The sequence below is a fragment of the Nocardiopsis sp. NPDC057823 genome, assembly GCF_042797335.1.
Taxonomy (GTDB): Bacteria; Actinomycetota; Actinomycetes; order Streptosporangiales; family Streptosporangiaceae; genus Nocardiopsis; species Nocardiopsis changdeensis.
In genome coordinates this window covers 1-18,168 of the sequence record NZ_JBHVLR010000022.1, presented here as the reverse complement: position 1 = coordinate 18,168, position 18,168 = coordinate 1, and the positions used below count along the sequence as shown (strand labels likewise).

General features: G+C 74.8%; 15 protein-coding genes. 4 read left to right on the top strand and 11 right to left on the bottom strand.

All coding sequences use genetic code 11. The features are described from left to right. Positions 1 to 25 precede the first annotated feature (25 nt). From ACFVNO_RS26910 to ACFVNO_RS26900, 3 genes are all read right to left on the bottom strand, one after another. Positions 26 to 3,298, bottom strand: a complete 3,273-nt coding sequence (locus ACFVNO_RS26910) for a penicillin-binding transpeptidase domain-containing protein (protein WP_378896669.1) — start codon at positions 3,296 to 3,298, stop codon at positions 26 to 28. A 372-nt stretch (positions 3,299 to 3,670) separates the two neighbouring features. Next, positions 3,671 to 5,017, bottom strand: a complete 1,347-nt coding sequence (locus ACFVNO_RS26905; protein WP_355269202.1) for an FAD-dependent oxidoreductase — start codon at positions 5,015 to 5,017, stop codon at positions 3,671 to 3,673. A 304-nt stretch (positions 5,018 to 5,321) separates the two neighbouring features. After that, positions 5,322 to 6,017: a lysophospholipid acyltransferase family protein gene (locus ACFVNO_RS26900; protein WP_355269204.1), complete on the bottom strand. Its 696-nt coding sequence runs from the start codon at positions 6,015 to 6,017 to the stop codon at positions 5,322 to 5,324. Between the two features lie 261 nt (positions 6,018 to 6,278). Between ACFVNO_RS26900 and ACFVNO_RS26895 the strand changes: the two genes are divergently transcribed. Next, a complete protein-coding gene (locus ACFVNO_RS26895) occupies positions 6,279 to 6,911 on the top strand; it encodes a cyclase family protein (protein WP_220560470.1) in 633 nt (210 codons plus the stop codon). A 40-nt stretch (positions 6,912 to 6,951) separates the two neighbouring features. Here ACFVNO_RS26895 and ACFVNO_RS26890 read toward each other — a convergent pair whose 3' ends face one another. Together ACFVNO_RS26890 and ACFVNO_RS26885 are read right to left on the bottom strand one after the other, a co-directional pair. After that, entirely contained in the window at positions 6,952 to 9,072 is a 2,121-nt protein-coding gene (locus ACFVNO_RS26890) for an FUSC family protein (RefSeq protein WP_378896664.1), read from the bottom strand. A gap of 484 nt (positions 9,073 to 9,556) precedes the next feature. Beyond that, positions 9,557 to 10,753, bottom strand: a complete 1,197-nt coding sequence (locus tag ACFVNO_RS26885; protein ID WP_378896661.1) for a hypothetical protein — start codon at positions 10,751 to 10,753, stop codon at positions 9,557 to 9,559. A gap of 115 nt (positions 10,754 to 10,868) precedes the next feature. Here ACFVNO_RS26885 and ACFVNO_RS26880 point away from each other — a divergent pair, with 115 nt between their 5' ends. After that, the gene (locus ACFVNO_RS26880) at positions 10,869 to 11,633 is read left to right on the top strand and encodes a methyltransferase domain-containing protein (protein WP_355269171.1); all 765 of its coding nucleotides are present in this window, start codon (positions 10,869 to 10,871) and stop codon (positions 11,631 to 11,633) included. 6 nt (positions 11,634 to 11,639) lie between these two features. Here ACFVNO_RS26880 and ACFVNO_RS26875 read toward each other — a convergent pair whose 3' ends face one another. The 3 genes from ACFVNO_RS26875 to ACFVNO_RS26865 all read right to left on the bottom strand — a co-directional run bounded on the left by ACFVNO_RS26875 (position 11,640) and on the right by ACFVNO_RS26865 (position 13,836). Beyond that, positions 11,640 to 12,881 (bottom strand): cytochrome P450, encoded by a 1,242-nt coding sequence (locus ACFVNO_RS26875; protein ID WP_355269173.1) that lies wholly within the window; start codon positions 12,879 to 12,881, stop codon positions 11,640 to 11,642. Between the two features lie 91 nt (positions 12,882 to 12,972). Beyond that, the gene (locus ACFVNO_RS26870; RefSeq protein WP_378896799.1) at positions 12,973 to 13,056 is read right to left on the bottom strand and encodes a cittilin family RiPP precursor; all 84 of its coding nucleotides are present in this window, start codon (positions 13,054 to 13,056) and stop codon (positions 12,973 to 12,975) included. 237 nt (positions 13,057 to 13,293) lie between these two features. Continuing rightward, the gene (locus ACFVNO_RS26865) at positions 13,294 to 13,836 is read right to left on the bottom strand and encodes a GNAT family N-acetyltransferase (RefSeq protein ID WP_378896656.1); all 543 of its coding nucleotides are present in this window, start codon (positions 13,834 to 13,836) and stop codon (positions 13,294 to 13,296) included. Positions 13,837 to 14,137: 301 nt separating this feature from the next. Between ACFVNO_RS26865 and ACFVNO_RS26860 the strand changes: the two genes are divergently transcribed. Beyond that, positions 14,138 to 15,067 carry a LysR family transcriptional regulator gene (locus ACFVNO_RS26860; RefSeq protein WP_378896653.1) on the top strand — a complete coding sequence of 310 codons (930 nt, stop codon included), beginning with the start codon at positions 14,138 to 14,140 and terminating at the stop codon, positions 15,065 to 15,067. A gap of 33 nt (positions 15,068 to 15,100) precedes the next feature. On the opposite strand, the gene ACFVNO_RS26855 is transcribed toward ACFVNO_RS26860, so the two are convergent. Then, positions 15,101 to 16,039, bottom strand: a complete 939-nt coding sequence (locus ACFVNO_RS26855; RefSeq protein ID WP_220560479.1) for a LysR family transcriptional regulator — start codon at positions 16,037 to 16,039, stop codon at positions 15,101 to 15,103. A 72-nt stretch (positions 16,040 to 16,111) separates the two neighbouring features. Here ACFVNO_RS26855 and ACFVNO_RS26850 point away from each other — a divergent pair, with 72 nt between their 5' ends. Further along, positions 16,112 to 17,164, top strand: a complete 1,053-nt coding sequence (locus tag ACFVNO_RS26850; RefSeq protein ID WP_355269206.1) for an EamA family transporter — start codon at positions 16,112 to 16,114, stop codon at positions 17,162 to 17,164. 182 nt (positions 17,165 to 17,346) lie between these two features. On the opposite strand, the gene ACFVNO_RS26845 is transcribed toward ACFVNO_RS26850, so the two are convergent. Both ACFVNO_RS26845 and ACFVNO_RS26840 read right to left on the bottom strand, forming a co-directional pair. Continuing rightward, complete coding sequence (locus ACFVNO_RS26845) at positions 17,347 to 17,769, bottom strand: hypothetical protein (protein ID WP_378896649.1); 423 nt, start codon at positions 17,767 to 17,769, stop codon at positions 17,347 to 17,349. Positions 17,770 to 17,885: 116 nt separating this feature from the next. Next, the coding region (locus ACFVNO_RS26840) for a winged helix-turn-helix domain-containing protein (RefSeq protein WP_378896646.1) at positions 17,886 to 18,168 on the bottom strand (283 nt) is incomplete at its 5' end.

Below are 18,168 nucleotides of genomic sequence, written 5' to 3'. Positions count from 1 at the left end.
GGCCTCGGCCGCCCGCCGTCGCGCGTCACAGCGCGTTCGTGAACTTCGCGGCGATCGGGCCGGCGACGGAGGAACCGCCGCCGCCGCCCTCCACCACCACGGCGAACGCGACGTCGCCCTTGAAGCCGACCATCCACGCGTGGCTGGGCAGCTCCTCGTCCTCGCCCTCGGCGGTGCCGAACTCGGCCGTGCCCGTCTTGCCGTAGACCTCGCCCTGGAAGGGCAGGTTCTCGGCGGTGCCCTCGGTGATGACCGCGCGCATCATGGTGCGCAGGGCCTCGGCGTTGGGGATCGGGCGCGGCTCGGCCGGGGCCTCGGCGGCCGGCTCGGTCACCAGCAGCGGGGGCCGCCAGTTGCCGTCGGCGACCGCGGCCGGGACCGTGGCCATGTGCAGCGCCGAGGTCTCGACCTGGCCCTGGCCGATGGCCTGGGCGCCCAGCATGACGGCGCCCTCGGAGAGCGGGTAGACCGGCTCGAAGGTCGGGACGCCGATGTCCATCGGGGCGTTCATCCCGAACAGCTCGGCGCTGGCCAGCAGGGCGTTGGCGTCGATGTTGTCGACGGCCGCCTGGACCAGGGCGGTGTTGCAGGAGGTCGCGAACGCCTGGGTCATCGTCTGCGCGCCGTACTCGGCGCCGCCCGCGTTCGTGAACTCCCAGCCGCCCGGGTTGTACTCCTTGGGGCACTGGAACTGGGAGTCCATGGTCAGGCCGCCGTCCAGCAGCGCGTTGTAGCTGACGACCTTGAACGTGGAGCCGGGCGGGTAGCGGCCCTCGAAGGCGCGGTTGAACCCGCCGGGGACGTTCACCGCGGCGAGGATCTCGCCCGTGGACGGCCGGATCGCCACCATGCCCGCCGGGTCGTCGGAGTCGATGATGGCGTTGGCGGCCGCGTTCTGCACCGCCATGTCGATGCTGGTGACGACGTTCTCACCGGGGGCGCCGTCCAGGCTGGCGACGGTGTTCTCCTCGGTCGCCTCCACGGCGTCGGCCTCGGTGCCGGCGTCCACCATGACGATGGTGGTGGCGGCCTGTCCGGCCAACCGCTCCTCGTAGGTGCGCTGCAGCCCGCTGGTGCCGACGGTGTCGCCGACCCGGTAGGCGGGGCCCAGCCGCTCGATGTCCTCCTCGGTGGCCTCGCCCATCCCGCCGACGATCATCTGCAGCGAGCCGGAGACGTCCGGGGTGTCCAGGCGGGTGCCGTCGGCGGCGAGGATCTGGCCCCGCTCGCCCCACACCGCGGTGCGGGCCAGGGTCTGGCCCTCGGCCAGGCCGGGGAACGCCACCTCGGGGGAGAAGTCCACCAGCCACTCGCCGTCCTGGCGGACCAGGGGGAGCTCGCCCTCCCAGCCCCAGTCGCCGGCGTTGGACAGGCCGACGGCCACCTCGTAGGAGGCGGTGCCGGTGCCGCCGTCGGCGGTGGGCTCGCCCACGGTGACGTCGACGCTCTCCACCCCGATCCCGGAGGCGATGCCGCCGAGGACCTCGGCGGCGCCACCGCCGGTGGTGACGGCGGCCAGGCGCTCGTAGTCCTGCGCCTCCCAGGCGGCCGCGTACTCCTCGACCGCCTCCTCGGGCTGCGGGAGGGTGAGCACGTACCAGGAGACTCCGCCGCCGATCAGCGCCAGCACCACGCCCGCGGCGATCAGCCCGATGACCAGGCCGCGCTTGGACTTGCGCGGCTGCCGGTCGGGCTGCTCCGGCGGTGCGGCGGCGTTGCCGTGGTAGAGGTACTCGAAGCCGTCGCCGCGGGGGGCGGACTCCGCGTCCCGCGGCTCGCCGTCCCAGTCGTCCCAGCCGTCGCGCGGCCCGCCGGGTCCCGGCGGGGGGCCGCCGCGGCCGTCGCCGGCGCCCTGCTGCGGTCCGCTCCACCGGTCCCCGTGCCCGGGCTCCGCCGTCCGCGGCCCCGTGCCGCCCGCTCCCGGGGGCTGCTCGCCCCATCCAGGCGCGTCGTCGCCGGAACCGCTCCATGCAGCAGCGGTCTGCTGGGGTCCGCTGTGGGCGTCCCAGCCGTCGTTCGCACCGCGCGTGTCGCGGGGCTGCTCGCCCCACCCCGCGGCGGTCTGCTGGGGTCCGCTGTGGGTCTCGCCCCAGCCGTCGTTCGACCCATGCGCGTCGCGGGGCTGCTCGTCCCATGCGGGCGCGTCGTCGCCGGGACCGTTCCACGCGGCAGCGGTCTGCTGAGGGCCACTGTTGCCGTCGCCCCAGGAGTTGCCCTGGTCGCTGTCGTCCCAGGTGTTGTCCGACCCACGCGAGTTGTCGGGGTCGCTCCACGCCGCGCCGGTCTGCTGCGGGCCGCTCTGGGCGTTCCAGTCGTCGTTCGCACCGCGTGCGTCGCGGGGCTGCTCGCCCCACCCGGGCACGTCGCCGGATCCGGTCCATGCCGCGTTGGTCTGCTGGGGGCCGCTGTTGCCGTCGCCCCAGGAGTCGCCCTGGTCGCTGTCGTCCCAGGTGTCGTTCGACCCACGTGTGTTGGCGGGCCGCTCGCCCCATCCAGGCGCGTCGCCGGGGTCGCTCCACGCGGCACCGGTCTGCTGGGGTCCGCTGTGGGCGTCCCAGCCGTCGTTCGCGCTTCGCGCCTCACCCCACCCCGCGGTGGCCTGTGGGGAGCCGCTGCTGCCGTTGTCCCAGGTGTTGTCCGACCCGCGTGTGCTGCCGGACTGTTCTCCCCATGCGGGTGCGTCGTCGCCGGGGTCGCTCCACGCGGCACCGGTCTGCTGGGGACCGCTCTGGGTGTTCCAGCCGTCGCTCGTTCCGCGAGTGTCGCCGGGGCGTTCGCCCCACCCCGCGTTGGTCTGCTGGGGACCACTGTGGGTCTCGCCCCAGGAGTCGCTCTGGTCGCCGCCGTCCCAGGAGTCATCCGTCGCGGGCGCGGCGCCGGGACGGTCGTCCCAGGCGGGACCGGTACCCCGGTGGGTCCCGGTGGGCCGTTCATCCGGTGCGGGCGCGCCCCCGGTGGCGTCCCATGCGGCGGTGGTCCGCTCCGGGCCGTCGGCGTCGCGGTCGGGTGCGGCCTCGGGCTCCTCGCTCGGGGCCTGCCAGTCCTTCCAGGTGTCCGTGGGAGGGGTCTCCTCGGGACGAGGGGGCGTCCACTCACCGGTGGGGCCCTGGGCGGCCGGGTACGGGGTGTCCCAGCTCTCGGGACGGTCGGACGGACCACCGGCGGCCGTCCCGCCCGGGGCCGGGGGCCGCTGCGGAATGCGATAGGGGTTCTCCGGGCGAACGCCTCGGGTCGGGGTGTCGCCCGACTCCTCGGGCGGCCCGGAGGAATCCGGTTGTCGGGGGGACCGTTCGTCCACGCCTGACCGTCCTTCGTCGTTTTTCGGGGAGAATACCAAGATGCCCCGCTCCCACCTCGGTGGGAGCGGGGCACGAGACTGATGGTCGGCATGGCGGTCGCCTCTCGGCGCGGGGCACAACGGGGCTCCGGACCGTACGGTCTCCCCTGGCGGGGGCCGTACGCGGTATTCCGCGAAGGCAATAGTTGAGGCCCGGGGGACACTTGCTACCACACCGACCAACAGTGACTCTAACCCATGGAACCGGGCCGTTGTTCCATGTTCCCCCGGCGAGTCGCATGCGCAATCTCACGGTGGGGAACCCTTTGCGGGTGGGAATAGGGTGCCGGCCCCGCAGAGGGGCGCGGGGCCGGCCGGGACGTTCGCGCGGGGTCAGCCCTGACGCGCGACCGTGGTCTGTTCCTCGCGGGTGAGCAGCTTGAGGCGCTTGCGGCCGCGCTCGGCCCCCAGCTCCTCTTCCCGGGCCTCGATCCGCTGCCAGCCCTCCCAGGTCGTGTACTCCACGCCGCGCTCCTCGAGCAGGGCCCGGAACGCGACCGGGTCCGGCTCGGCGGCCGGGGTGAACGACTCGCGGTCGGAGACCAGGTTGGTGACGGTCTCCAGGGCGTCGCCCTTGGTGTGGCCGATCAGGCCCACCGGTCCGCGCTTGATCCACCCGGTGGCGTAGACCCCCGGGATGTGGTTGTCGTCCAGGTCCAGGACCCGGCCCCCGCGGTTGGGGACGACGCCGTTCTCCTCGTCGAAGGGCAGGTCGGCCAGGGGCGAGCCCAGGTAGCCGATGGCCCGGTAGACGGCCTGGACCTCGTGGTCCACGAACTCGCCGGTGCCCTTGACCCCGCCGTCGCCGGTGAGCTCCATGCGCTCGGTGCGGAAACCGGTGACCCGGTCCTCGCCGAGCACCGCCACCGGCGAGTGCAGGAAGTGCAGGTGCAGGCGGACGTCCTCACCGCGCGGGTCGCGCAGCGCCCAGTTCTGGAGCACCTTGACGTTGGTCTTGGTCTGGTTGGAGTCCTCGCACGCCTGGAGGCTGCCCTCGTCCATCTCGAAGTCCTCGGGGTAGACGATGACCTCGACCCCGGGCTGCTTGTCGAGCTCGCGCAGCTCCATCGGGGTGGCCTTGCACTGGGCGATGCCGCGGCGGGCGAAGACGTGCACGTCGGTGATCTGCTTGGCGCGCAGGCCCTCGTACACGTTGTCGGTGATGTCGGTCTCGAGCAGGTCGTCGGCGTTCTTGGCGAGGATGCGGGCCACGTCGACGGCGACGTTGCCCGCGCCGATCACGGCGACGCTGGTGCCCTCGACGTGCCAGGACGGCGAGACGTCGGGGTGGGAGTCGTACCAGAAGACGAAGTCGGCGGCCCCGTGGCTGCCCGGCAGGTCGATGCCGGGGATGTCCAGGGGGCGGTCGCGGTCGCTGCCGGTGGAGAAGATGACCGCGTCGTAGTGCCTGCGCAGGTCGTCGAGCTTGAGGTCCCGCCCGTACTCGACGTTGCCGTAGAAGGTGATCTCGGGCTTGTCGAGGATCTTGTGCAGGGCTCCCTGGATCTGCTTGATCCGGGGGTGGTCCGGGGCGACGCCGTAGCGGACCAGGCCGTAGGGGGAGGGCAGCTTGTCGAGGATGTCGATGCTGACGGACGTGCCGCACGCGGACAGGGTCTCGTCCTTGGTGAGCAGGTCGGCGGCGTAGATTCCCGCCGGACCGGCACCAACGATTCCCACTCGCAGGGGTCGCGTCATCGCACAGCTCCAAGTCTTCGCGCCAGGGGTCGGACGCCATCTAAAGTAAGGCTTGCCTAATCTATCCGGTGTCGGCACCGGTAATTCCCACTGTACTGGTGGGGAATTGTGCCCCCGTTCCCGGGGTGCGGCTCCGGACCCGGGTGGCCCCTCGGCACCTCGGTGAGCCCGGCATCCCAGTTGGGGCGGGGGTCGCGGCGCGCGCGAAGGCGTCGTTCCGCACCCCTCGATCAAGGGTCAACGCTCCGTCAAGGACGAATCAGCCCCGAGTCCACTGTGGTGAAAGTCACCCGCGCGGGCCGCCCTGTCCCAGTTCGGCCTTGACCGAGGCCGCGTAGCGCGCGACCCGCTCCTGCCCGGACAGCTTGGCGATCGCCTCCATGATGGCGTCGGTGGCCTCTCTGCGGGGCTTGGCCCGGTCCGCCCGGCCCTTCCACGGGGACAGGTCCACGGGCTCCCCGAAGCGCACGCCCACCCGGTTGAACGAGGGCACCTTCCGCCCCTGCGGCAGGATCCGCTCGGTCCCGGCCAGCGCCACCGGGACCACCGGGACGCCGGTCGTCAGCGCCAGCCAGGCCAGCCCGGTCTGCCCCTTGTACAGGCGGCCGTCCGGCGAGCGGGTGCCCTCGGGGAAGATGCCGAAGACCTCGCCGCGCTCCAGCACCTCCAGGCTGTTGTCCATGGCCTCCTGGGCGCTCTGTCCCGGACGGCGGTCCACCGACAGCTGGCCGAGGCCGCGCAGCACGCGCGCGAACGTCCGGCGCGGCAGCGTGCCCTCGTCGAACAGCTCCTGCTTGGCGATGAACCGCACCGGCCGCGGGCAGGCGACGCCGATGAACAGCGGGTCGATGAGCGCCAGGTGGTTGGCGGCCAGGATCAGCCCGCCCGTGCGGGGGACGTGGTGGGCGCCCTCGGCCTTCACGGGCCACATCATGCGGGTCGCGGGCGCGACGACGGCCTTGGCCGCTCCGTACAGTGACACCATGAAGTGGACCCTTCTCCGTGCGTGATGCGGGTTCGCGGTGGCGGGGATCTCCACGGCGCCGCCGCGTTCACCGACCTTACCGGGCCCGCGGAGCGGACCGCCGGGCCGAGGCGGGGCGAACGCCTCCGGGGGGTTCCCGGCGGGCGCCCGGAACAGCAAGATGGTGGCGTGGGTCACACACGCTAGGCTCATGGTCTAGACCTCTGGTGCAGCCCGGGGGTCGCGCACCGGACACGCTCGTGAAGCGAGGAAACAGCCATGTCCAAACCGGTCGACGTCAGCCACCAGATCACCGACGGGATGACCACCCGCCCCGGTCTCCCGGAACCGCACATCACCGAGGGCTCGGCCGCCCACGGCGACGGGGGCGGGGTCACGATGGCCGGTGCCACCGGCACCTACGTGGAGATGCCCGCCCACCGCTACCGCGACGGAGCGGACCTGGCCGACCTCGACCTGGACCGGGTGGCCGACCTGCCCGGCGTGGTCGTCGACGCGGCCGGCGCCCGCCAGATCGGCCCGGAGGCGTTCGCCGGCCTGGACCTGCGCGGCCGGGCCGTGCTCGTCCGCACCGGCTGGGACCGCCACTGGCGCACCGAGTCCTACGGCGACCACGACCACCCCCACCTGACCGAGGCCGCGGCCAAGACCCTGGTCGAGGCCGGGGCGGTCCTGGTCGGCATCGACTCCGTGGGCGTGGACGACACCTCCCCGGCCGCGGAGGGGGCCCGCCCGGTACGGGCGGTCCTGCTGGCCGCGGGCATCCCCGTCGTCTCCCACCTGTGCCTGCTCGGCGAGCTGCCCGCCGAGGGCTTCCGGTTCTTCGCGGTCCCCGCCAAGGTGCGCGGACTGGCGGCCTTCCCCGTCCGCGCGTTCGCCCTGGTCGACTGAGCCGGGGGACGGCCGCCCCGGGCCCGGCGGCCGCCCCGCCTCACAGGTCGGCGTCGAGGTCCCCCTGGGCCCGGCGCCGCTCCAGCTCGGCCCGCTTCTCGGCCTCCAGCCGCGCCGCCCGCTCGTCCTGGGCGACCGCGCCCGCCATGGCCGTCGACAGGGCGCGCAGCTCCATGTTGATCCGCGGATGGGCGGGCAGCCGGGGCAGCGCGCCCAACCGCGGGGTGCGCCGCTCCTCCATCGCCGAGATCAGCTCGCGGAACGCCAGGTCCACCCGCTGCAGGGTGATCGTCCCCACCGGCTCCGGGTTCTCCAGGGCCAGCGCCGACAGCGCCAGGTACCCGGTGCGCTGGGTGGCCACCACCACCGGCCACAGCGGCTGTGTGGAGGCGGCGCGCGGCACGTCGCCGATGGCGCTCTCGTAGACCCCGCGCAGGCTCACCAGCGCCGCCCGCATGTCCCGCCGCAGCTCGTAGCGGAGCCGTCCGTCGATCACGGTGTCCTGGTCCAGCACCGCCGCCATGGCGCGCCTGGCCTCCTCCAGCACACCGACGATCGACTGCGGCAGCCGTGTCGCCGACGCGCCCCGCCACAGCAGCATCGCCCCGGCCAGGCCCACCAGCGACCCCACCACGGTGTCGATGATGCGGGTCTCGGCCAGTTCGGTGATGGGGTGCGGCGCCGCCGTGTACGACAGCAGCAGCGCCATCGGGGTGAGCAGCACCGAGCCGTAGAAGAAGTTGCGGCCGATCACCAGCTGGGCGGCGCCCTGGAACAGCCCCGCCAGCACGATGACCCCGGCCAGAGGCGGGTTCGCGGCGATCAGCAGCGCCCCGATGACCACGCCGACCAGGGTGCCCAGCGACCGCTGGACCGACCGGTTGAGGGTCAGCACCACGTTGCCGCCCTGCAGCACGGCCGTGGTGGTGATGCCCACCCAGTAGGAGTTCTCCAGGCCCGAGGCCAGGGCCAGCGCGCCCGCCGCCGTCACCGTGATCCACATGCGCAGGGCGGTGGGCCGGATCAGCGAATCCTGGCTGAGGCTGGAGCGCAGCGCGCCCCACAGCGCCGGGTAGCGCTCGTCGTGCAGGTTCCGGGCGCGCTCGTCGTCGTCGAGCCCGCCCGCGTCGCGGCGCGCGGCGGTGGCGGCCCGGGCCATCAGCCCGTACAGGCGGGCCTCCAGGGAGCGCGGGCGCATGCCCCGGCGCAGCCCGTCCAGGTCGGCCGGGTCGGGCGCCTTCTCCGGGGCGGCGACCGCGGCCGCCATCCGCTCGGCGAACGCGGCGGCCTCGGGCGGCAGCGGCGTGGGCCGGGCCATGCACACCTGCGTGGTGGCCAGGTGGATGTCGGAGACCCAGCGCAGCAGGGAGCGCAGCCGGGCCGCCTCGTCGCTGGTGCGGTAGCCGCGGGTCTGCGCCAGCAGCACCAGCCGCCAGGCGTCGGCGACCGCGACCGAGGCGTCGTGCTGGGCGTGGTCGAGCTCGGGGGTGCCCACCGCCCGCAGCAGCACCGCGAGCTTGCGGTACGCCCCGGCGACCGCCTGCCGCTCGGGCTGGCGGGCGCGCACGAAGACGCCCGACATGGACACCGCCCAGCCCACCGCCGCGCCGGACGCGGCGATGGCCGCGTGCAGGGGGACGTCGGCCAGGCCGCCGGGGACGATGGTGGAGATCGCGCCGACCAGCACGAAGAACATGGGTCCTGGCTTGTCCACCCGCCAGGCCGCGCAGACCCAGGTGGCCAGGCCGGCGGTCAGCCCGATGGAGAACACCGCCGCCCACGGGGACAGGGCCGAGGCCAGCGAGCCCAGGGACACGCTGATCACGAACCCCACCCCGACCAGGGCGAGCGCGGCCGCCCGGTAGGCGTAGGGGGTCTTCTTCTCGTACAGGACCGTCATGGAGCCCATCGCCGCCAGGGTGGCGACCTGCGGACCGAACAGCCACGCGGCCAGCGCGAAGGAGACGGTCATGGCGATCGCGGCCTGCGCCGCGGTGGTCCAGGCCCAGGTACCCGATTCCAGCCCGAAGACGGCGCGCAGGTCCACCCGCGGCCGGGGGCGCTCGCCGACGGCGACGCGCCGGGGGCCCGGGTGCGAGGTGTCGCCCACGTCGAGGGGTCCGGTATCGCCCGTGGTTCCCAGATCTCGCACGTGCCCCATCCTAGACCGGGACGAATCGGTACTCATGTCCCAGGGGACGCGCCGCCCCCGCGTCCGGGTTCGGCCCCGCGCCGGTGTCGTGGGCCACCCTCCGGCCGCGGCCGGGTGTCCCGGGCGCCATCGGGCCGGTCGGCCGGTCCGCTGATCTGCCCCGATGCCGTGGGGGTGGCCGCCCGCACGGTGCGGGGTGTCTTCGGACACCCCGGCACGGCCCCACCGCCCCGGTGGACCGCCGCCGGGCCGCCCGGCGGGCTCGCGGCCCGGCGGAAGCGCCCGCCCCGGCCCTGCGCGCGTGCACGCGGACCGGTCGGGAGCGCCCTGATGCGCATCATCGTGCCCCCGGCCTCGCGCGCGTGCACGCGGACCGGCGGGAGCGCCCGCCCCGGCCCTGCGCGCGTGCACGCGGCCGGCGGGAGCGGCGGCACGGGACCGATCCCGCGCGCGGGCGCCACCCGCGGCGTCCCGGCGATGCGCCGGTGTCCGGTCACCCCTGGGAGGGGGCGGACTCCGCGGGGCGGGCCAGGGCCTCGTCGCGTTCGGCCTCGGCGCGCTGCGCCCGCTCCAGGGCGCGGTCCCGGGCCTCCTCCGCCAGGGCCAGGCGGGCGGCCGCGGCCTCGCGGGACTCGGCCAGGGTCAGCTCGGCCGCGCGCCGCTGCGCCGCCAGCTCCCCGGTCAGGCGGTCCCGCTCGGCCACCGAGCGCTCCAGCTCGGCGGTGAGCCGCTCCCGCTCGGCCACCGCCGCCGCGCGCTCGGCCTCCAGCGCCCGCTCGATCCGGCCGAGCTCCGCCTGGGAGCGCTCGCGCTCGGCGGCCAGCGCCTCCTCCGCCCGGCGGGCGCTCTCTTCGGCGCGCTCGGCCCGTTCGCGCTCGCCGCGGGCGGCGGCCAGCGCCTCCTCGCGCTTGCGGGAGTGCTCGGCGGTCTCCGCCCGCAGCCCCTCGGCCTCGGCGTGCGCGTGCTGCAGCCGCCGGGCGGCGTCGGCGCGCTCGCGCCCGGCCTCCTCGCGCTGCTCGGACAGGCGGCGTTCGGCGTCGGCCAGGCCCGCGTTGGCCTCCGCGACGGCGGCGTCGCGCTCCATCAGGGCGGTCCGCGCCTCCCGCTCGGCCTCCTCCCGCGCGCTTCGAGCCTCGTCCCGGCGGGCCAGCGCCTCCTCGGCCATCCGCTCCGCCTCGGCGGTGGCGGCGATCGCCGAGGCCGCCGCCTCCTCCGCCGCACGGCGGGCCGACTCCGCCTCGCGGCGGCGGTTCTCCGCCTCCAGCCGGGCCGCGTCGGCCTCGGCGGCGTGCCGGGCCCCCGCCAGCCGGGCCGCCTCCACCTGGGCCTCGGCCGCGGCCGGGTCGGTCATCGTCGTGAACGCCTCGGTGGCGGCCCGCAGCGTCTCGGTGAGCTGCTCGCTCTGCACGGCGAACCGGGTCAGCAGGTCGTCGGCGCGCAGCCGGGCCGCCGTCACCGGCTCGGTCGAGGCGAACCCCGGGGCGGCCGGGCCGGCCGGCTCCCGGGAGGCGCGCGCCTCGGCCTCCTGCCGCTCGGACTCCTGGGCCTGGCGCTGACGCTCCTTCCAGGCCCGCCACCGGGTGTGCTCGGGCAGGTCGCAGTACTGGGGAGGCCGCCCGGGGGAGGAGGCCCGGGGCACCGGGCGGTCGCAGCCGGGGAAGTTGCAGGTATTGGAGTCGGAGGTCGCCACGCAGGCGAGCGTAGCGTTTCCGGCCCCGCCCGCGCCGGGGTGTGTCGCGCCCGCGCCGCGGTCCCGGGCCGCTCCCGCCCTTGTCCGGGGCGGCGGGCCGACGGACAATGCCCCCATGCCGACCTCCCAGCGTGACGGCGCCGATGCGCGAAGCCTCCTCGTGCGCCTGGACCGTTTCTCCCATCTGCCCGAGGCGCGCGCCCTGCGCGACCGGGTCCGCGACCGCCTGCGGGCCCGGCCCGGCGACACCGTGGTGGACGTCGGCTGCGGCGGCGGCCGGGCCACCGCCGAACTCGCCGCCGCGGGTGTGCGGGCCGTCGGAGTGGACCTGGACCCCGCCATGCTCGACGCCGCCCGCGCGGCCCACCCCGGAACGGACTTCCGCCACGGCGACGCCTACCGGCTGCCCCTGGACGACGGGTCCGTGCACGGCTACCGCGCCGAGAAGGTCTACCACTCCCTCGACGACCCCGCCCGCGCCCTGGCCGAGGCACACCGGGTACTGGCCCCGGGCGGCCGCCTCGTCCTGCTCGGCCAGGACTGGGACGCCTACATGGTCGACTCCGACGACCCCGGCACCACCCGGCGGATCGTCGCCGCCTACGCCGACACCATGCCCGACCCCCGCGCCCCGCGCCGACAGCGGGCGCTGCTGGCGGAGGCCGGGTTCACCGACATCTCGGTCGAGGGCCGGGTCGTGGTGTTCACCGACGCGGACGTGGTGGGGATGCTCGCCGGGTTCGCCGACACCGCGGCCCGTTCCGGGGCGATCGACGGGGAGCGGGCCCGGGCGTGGACGCGGGAGCAGCGGTCCCGGGCCGGGGAGGACCGGCTCTTCGTCGCGGTCCCCTTCCTGCTGGTCGGCGCCGTGCGCCCCTGACCGGCTTCAGTGGGGCCGGACCAGCGCCCGCACCCCGACCGGTTGCAGCGCCAGCGCCGGCCGGGGCCGCACCCGCTCGGGGCGCACCGGCTCCAGCCGGACCCGGGAGCACAGCGCGGTCGCGATGACCTCCACCTCGCGCAGGGCCATGGACGCGCCCGCGCAGCCGCGCGGGCCCGCGCCGAAGGGGAAGTAGGCGTGCCGGTGCCCGGGCCGCCCGCCGTCCAGCCAGCGTTCGGGGAGGAACTCCTCCGGGTCGGGGAACCACCGCCCGTCCCGGTGCACGACCCACTGGCTCAGCCCCAGGGTGGTGCCGGCGGGGAGCGTGTACCCGCCCGCCTCCAGGGGGCGCACGGTCTCCCGGCTGATCACCCAGGCCGGCGGGTACAGGCGCATCGCCTCCTTGGCGGCGGCCGCCGCGAAACCCGGCTCGGCCATCCGCTCCGCCGCCTCCGGCCGGCCGCCCAGGGCGTGGAGGAGCCAGGTCAGCGCGTTGGCGGTGGTCTCGTACCCCGACATCAGCAGCGTGGCCAGCTCGTCGCGGACCTCGGCGAAGGGCGGGCCGTCGGCCAGCAGCCGGCCCAGGGCGTTGTCGTCCTCGCCGGCGGGGTGCTCGGCGATCAGGGCGGCGAGGGTGGTGTCGAAGTCGCGCAGGGACCGGCGCAGGTCGCGGTTGGTCCTGGTGGGCAGCCACATCGGCAGGCGCGGGGCCGAGGTCAGGCGCATGATCGCGGCCACGGCCCGGATCAGGGTCTCGCCGCGCGCGCCCAGGGGGCGCCCGGCGAGGTGCACGGCCCCCACGCCCATCGCCAGCCGGGACATCTCGTCGTGGACGTCGATCTCCAGGCCGTCGTGCCAGGTGTCCACGAGGCGTGCGACGCCCTCGCGGGCGGCGCGCTCCAGGCCGTCCAGCCGGTCGCTGCGCAGGGCCGGGCGCAGCCGGGCCCGCTTGCGCTCCCAGTCGGCCCCCTCGCTGTTCATCATGGCGAGGGGGAAGCCCATGGGGCCGCGCCGGGTGGCCGCGCCGATCTTGGCGACCAGGCCCTCGCGGTCCAGCAGGACCCGGCCGATGTCGTCGGGATGGGCGAGCAGCACGTTGGCGGGGGTGAGGGAGACGACGTCGCCGAACTCGCGGGCGGCCGAGGTCAGGAAGCCCAGGGGGTCCACCGCGTAGTCGGCGGCGTTGGAGGAGGAGCGCCCGCCCCGGGGACCCGGGGGAGCGGAGGAGAGGGGGGTGGGGGCCGCCATCGCGTCCTTTTCCGGGCGGGGCCCGCACCGCCCGGGGGCGGTACGGGCCGGGTGTGACGATCCGGGGCCTGTGCGGCCTGGCGGTGGACGCCTAGTAGTAGATGTAGGGGCGGGTCAGGCGCGCGGCGTCGATGAGGCGCAGCTTGGCGGCGATGCGGTAGGCGGCCTTCTTCACGGGGGGTCTCCTTCCACGGTGTGCTCCGGTCCCCTGTCGGTCCCGGGCGACGCGAAGAACGCTAGACGGCCGGTGACGGAGGGGGACAGTGGCGCGACGGTGAGATAACCCTGCGCGCGGGGCAACCCATTTCTGTTGCCATAACGTCACCCGCCGTTAGACCTCCGGGGAGGGGCGGACACGGCGACGCCCCCGTGCCCGGGGGCACGGGGGCGTCCGCACGGCGGAGGAGCGCGGTCAGTCGTGGGCGCCGAAGCCGTCGACGCGGCAGACCATCGTGGTCACGAAGGGGCGGAAGCCCTCCGTCTCCAGGAAGCTGATGTCCTCCGAGGCGGTGGCCAGGGCGGAGAACTCGATGTCGCGGATGCCCATGGCGGCCAGCTGGTGGCGGATCTCCTCCAGCAGCTTGGAGCCGACGCGGGTGCCCGCGTACTCCGGGTCGATGGCGAAGGTCTGCACGACCGCCACGCGCTCGCCGCGGTCCCAGGTGCCCTGCGGCCCGGGGCGCAGCGTCACCATCGCGTACCCGGCCGGGTCGTCGCCGTGCTCGGCGAGGATCGCCAGCGTCTCGGGGTCGGCCATCCACTCCAGGTACTGGGTGCGGCGCCGGCGCCAGGACTCGTCCATGCTCGTGGTGCTGATGATGTCGGACAGGTGCGGGGTGTTCCGGGCGTGCTGCTGGTGGAGGGCGCCCCACAGGTCCGCGAGTTCCTCTACCTCGTGAGCGCCCAGGTAACGGAAGCCGAGCACGCCGATGTCGGTCGGTTGAGGTTTGGTCATCAGCGAATTTTGCATGTTCTTCTCACCCGTTCCACCAGCATTGGGTGCTGATCCCTGGCACGCACGGGGTGCGCGCTCTTGGTTGAGCTGTGCCCCTGACTGTACGTGCCGGTATCTACTGGAACGTTCATGACACGGGGAAAGAGCTGGACGACATCACTCGATGGAAAGAAGTTCGGTTTTTCTTCTCAGGATGCCCGGAGAGTGGGGTTGGACGTTGTGCAGCGAATCACTGTCGTTGGGTGAGTGAAATGTCGGAAATCACCCGGAAACCTGAGTGTGCTCGCCTACATTGGGAGCCATGATCGACGTTCGGCGATTGCAGCTCCTCCACGCCCTGGCGCACCACCACACGGTGGCGGCGACGGCCGAGGCGCTCAGTGTCACACCGTCGGCGGTCTCCCAGCAGCTCGCAGCCCTGGCCAAGGAGCCCGGGGTCCCCCTCGTCGAACGCCAGGGCCGCCGCTTCATCCTCACCGGCGCCGCCCGGGTCCTGCTCGAACGCGCCCCCGCGATCTTCGCGGAGATGGAGCGCGCCGGAGCCGACCTGGCCGCCTACGCCGAAGGGGACCGCGGCGTCGTCCGCGTGGGCTCCTTCTCCACCGGGATCAGCGACCTCATCGCCCCCGCCCTGGCACGGCTGCGGGTCAGCCACCCCGGGTGGTCCTTCGAGGTGGTCCAGGCCGAGCCCGAGCAGAGCGCCGAGATGGTGCGCTCCGGGCGCCTGGACGTGGTGCTCACCATGTCCACCGGCCACCTGCCGGCCGCCGGGGACCCCGACTTCCGCACCGACTCGGTGATGGTCGAGCTGTTCGACGCGATCCTGCCCTACCAGCACCCGCTGGCCACCCGCAACGGCCTCCACCTGTCCGAGGACCTGGCCGCGGAGGACTGGATCATGTCCGCGCCCGGCACCGCCTGGCACGAGTGCGTCACCGCCGCCACCAGCCAGGCCGGGTTCCAGCCGCGGGTGGTCCACACCGTGGACGACTTCAGCGCCGTGTTCGCGCTGGTCCAGGCGGGGCTGGGCATCGCCCTGATGCCGCGCCTGGCCTGGACGGGCATCAACACGCCGCAGATCGTCGTGCGCGGGGTGCGCGACACCGCCCGGCGCCACATCATCGCGCTGTCGCGGGCCGGGTCCACCCCCGAGCCGCTGCTCACGGCGGTGCGCGAGGCAGCCAGCAAGGTGCCGGTGCCTTCGGTCGGGCCCTTCGCCATCGCGGGCTGACCGCGGGTCCGGAGCCGGACGAGGATCCCCGGCTCAGGCCGGGGCGTCGGGCGCCTCGGGCAGCGGCGGCACGTCGTCGAGCACGTCCTCGGCGGCCTGGTGCAGGTAGCGCGCCAGCACCCGGATCGGCCGCCAGGCCCAGCCGCCCGTGCGCCCGGCCAGGTACACCTGGCGCACCCCGCCCAGTTCGCCGAGCGGGGCGTGGGCGACCCCGCGCCGGGTGGCCGCCGACAGCCGCGGGACGACCCCCACGCCCACCCCGGCGGCGACCAGCTCCTCGAACAGTTCGAGGTTGTCGATGCGGTGCGTGATCCGGGGCGTGAACCCCGCGTCGGCGCACATGCGCTGCACCAGGGCCTCCTCGTCCCCCCGGTAGGGGCTGGCGATCCAGGCCGCGTCGGCCAGGTCGCGCAGCCGCCGCCGGGTGAGGGTGCGGCTGTCCGCCCCGGCCGAGGGCTGGGACAGCAGCAGGCCCTCGGTGCCGATCGGCTGCACCGTCAGCGTCCCCGGGAAATCCCGGGGGAGCAGACTGTACTGGTACACCACGCCCAGATCCGCGCCCCCGTTCTGCAGCAGGGTGAGCGCCTGCTCCGACTCGTACTCGGTCAGGTGGATGTCGATGCCCGGGTGGTCGTGGCGCAGCCTCCGCAGCGCGGGCAGCACCACGGGGGCCGCGCTGGTGTACATGACCAGGTCGACCCGGCCGATCGGCTCCCCGTCGCCGTCGAACTCCGCCCGGGCCGCCTCCACCCGGGCCAGGATGTCCACGGCGTGCTCGGCCAGCCGCCGCCCCGCCGGGGTGAGCCGCACCCGCCGCCCGTCCGCCGCCAGCAGGGGGACGCCGGCCTCCCGCTCCAGGACCGCGAGGTGTTTGGAGACCGCGGAGGTGCTCATGCCGGTGACCTCGGAGACGGCGACCATCGTGCCCAACCGCTCCAACTCGACGAGCAGGCGCAAACGGGTGAAATCCATCCACTGAAACTACATGGTCCGTCAACCAATGGTTCGTGGACAGAAACAGACGACATGCTTCACATTGGTCGGGTGATCCGCTCCTTCCTTCCCTCGCTGCGCCGTGCCCGCCTTCAGGTACCGGCGCCGGTCATGCTGCTCATCGGCATGTTCACGCTGCACACCGGCAGCGCCCTGGCCGTCACCGCGTTCGCCCAGGCGAGCCCGGCCACCATCACGTGGCTGCGGCTGACGTGGGCCGCGCTCCTCTTGACGGCCCTGGGCGGTCGCTCCCTGTGGCGGGCCGTGCGCGAGGCGACGTGGCGCCAGCGGGCCTCGGTGGTGATCCTCGGCACAGCCAGCGCGGGGATGATGATGTTCTACTCCGAGGCGACGGCGCGGATCGAGCTCGGCACGGCCACCGCCATCGAGTTCCTGGGAACGCTGGTCGTCGCCGTGGCCGCCATGCGGCGCCGCCGCGAGCTCGTGTGGATCGCCGCCGCCGTCGCGGGCGTGCTCTGCCTGACCCGGCCCTGGGAGGGCGAGCTCGACCTGCTCGGCGTGGGCTTCGCCCTGGCGGGCGCGGTGTGCGTGGTGTTCTACATCGTCCTCACCCAGAAGGTGGGCGCCGGGTTCGGCGCCGTCCACGGGCTGGCCCTGACCATGGCCGTCGGCTCCCTGGTGACCGCGCCGTTCGGCGCGCCGGGGGCGTTCGCCGAACCCGACCCGGGGCTGATCCTGTTCACGCTGCTCATCGCGCTGCTGTTCCCGATGGTGCCGTTCCTGCTGGAGATGGTCGCCCTCCAGCGGATGACCCGCACGGCGTACAGCACCTTCTCCAGCATGGAGCCCGGGGTGGCGCTGGTGATGGGCCTGGTGGTCATCGGCCAGGCGCCCGCCCCGTTGCAGATCGTCGGCATGGCGCTGGTGGTCGTGGCGGGCATCGGGGCCACCCGGGGCGAGCGGAGCGGCCGCCCGGCGGTTCCCGAGCGCGTGCGCGAGCGGCGCCGGGCCGTGCCGGGGGAGGAGCCCGGCCCGACCGTGGAGCCCGAACGGGACGTGGCCCCCGGTCCCGTCGCGCCCGCCGGCCCCGGGGAGGGGCCGGAGAACACCCCGACCGCCGCGGCCCCCGGCCGGGCCGCCTGAACCGGCCCTTCGGCGCGTACCTTTCACGAGGGCGGACGGCGCGCCGAAGGGCCACCCACCGGGAGTCCCTGCCCGGCGTCGTCTCGACTGGCCCGCACGCACGTGCGCGGGCCGGTCTCCTTTTCCCGCCGGGCGCCCGGGACCGACCGTCCCGGACGCCCGGCGGGGAGGCCGGGAGCGGCTCAGCGGCGCTCGGCGGCGAAGGGGGTGCCCGAGGCCAGGACGCGGTGGCCCCCGGCCGGCGCCTCGCCGAGGAAGCCGACTCCCAGGGCCGACCGCACGGGGCGGGCGTCCGGGGCCGTGCCCGGTACCGCCGCGGCGGGGTCGTAGGCGGCCATGGCGAGGAACGTGCTCACGACGTACAGGAAGGTGCGTCCCGTGTAGCGCTGCCACAGGTGGCCGTCGCGCTCGAAGGCCACGATGGCGCGGCCGCGCACCGCGCCCAGCACCAGCCCCAGCGCCGAGGCCGCGGTGGTCCACGCCAGGTTCGCGCCCGAGGCGGTGCCCCGGCCCAGCAGCGTTCGGACGCCGAGCCCGATCAGGACCAGGGGCGCCCACAGCTCCCGGGCCCGGAGCGGTTCGCCCCGGAGCCCGCGGACGATCACGGCGGCGTGTCCGCCTCGGTCGCAGGTGGCGAGCACCGGGCCGCGGGCTGGCCGGTGTCGGGCTACCGCCGCCGGTGGCCGGTCCCGGTCGGGGCGGCCCGGACCCCGCGGCGGGGTCAGTCCCCGGGGCCGCTCGACGGTGCCGGTTCCAGAGCTGTACCTGCGGCGATCTCGCGCAGCGCTGCCACGTGCCGCTCGAAGGCGGTCCGGCCCTCCTTGGTCAGCGACAGGGAGGTCCGGGTGCGCCGCCCCACGGTGAACTTCTGCACCTTCACGTAACCGGCGTTCTCCAGCACGGTGACCTGCTTGGACAGCACCGAGTCGCTGACCTCCACCGTGTCCCGCACCAGCCGGAACTCGGCGCGGTCCACGGCGGCCAGTGCGGCGACCACCGAGAAG

What these genes read in the sequence shown, in the direction of transcription:
- ACFVNO_RS26880 (WP_355269171.1), top strand. Translation starts at nt 10,869, where the DNA reads ATGCCGACCTCCCAGCGTGACGGCGCCGATGCGCGAAGCCTCCTCGTG.
- ACFVNO_RS26865 (WP_378896656.1), bottom strand. Translation starts at nt 13,836, where the DNA reads ATGACCAAACCTCAACCGACCGACATCGGCGTGCTCGGCTTCCGTTAC.
- ACFVNO_RS26875 (WP_355269173.1), bottom strand. Translation starts at nt 12,881, where the DNA reads ATGGCGGCCCCCACCCCCCTCTCCTCCGCTCCCCCGGGTCCCCGGGGC.
- ACFVNO_RS26890 (WP_378896664.1), bottom strand. Translation starts at nt 9,072, where the DNA reads ATGGGGCACGTGCGAGATCTGGGAACCACGGGCGATACCGGACCCCTC.
- ACFVNO_RS26860 (WP_378896653.1), top strand. Translation starts at nt 14,138, where the DNA reads ATGATCGACGTTCGGCGATTGCAGCTCCTCCACGCCCTGGCGCACCAC.
- ACFVNO_RS26895 (WP_220560470.1), top strand. Translation starts at nt 6,279, where the DNA reads ATGTCCAAACCGGTCGACGTCAGCCACCAGATCACCGACGGGATGACC.
- ACFVNO_RS26855 (WP_220560479.1), bottom strand. Translation starts at nt 16,039, where the DNA reads ATGGATTTCACCCGTTTGCGCCTGCTCGTCGAGTTGGAGCGGTTGGGC.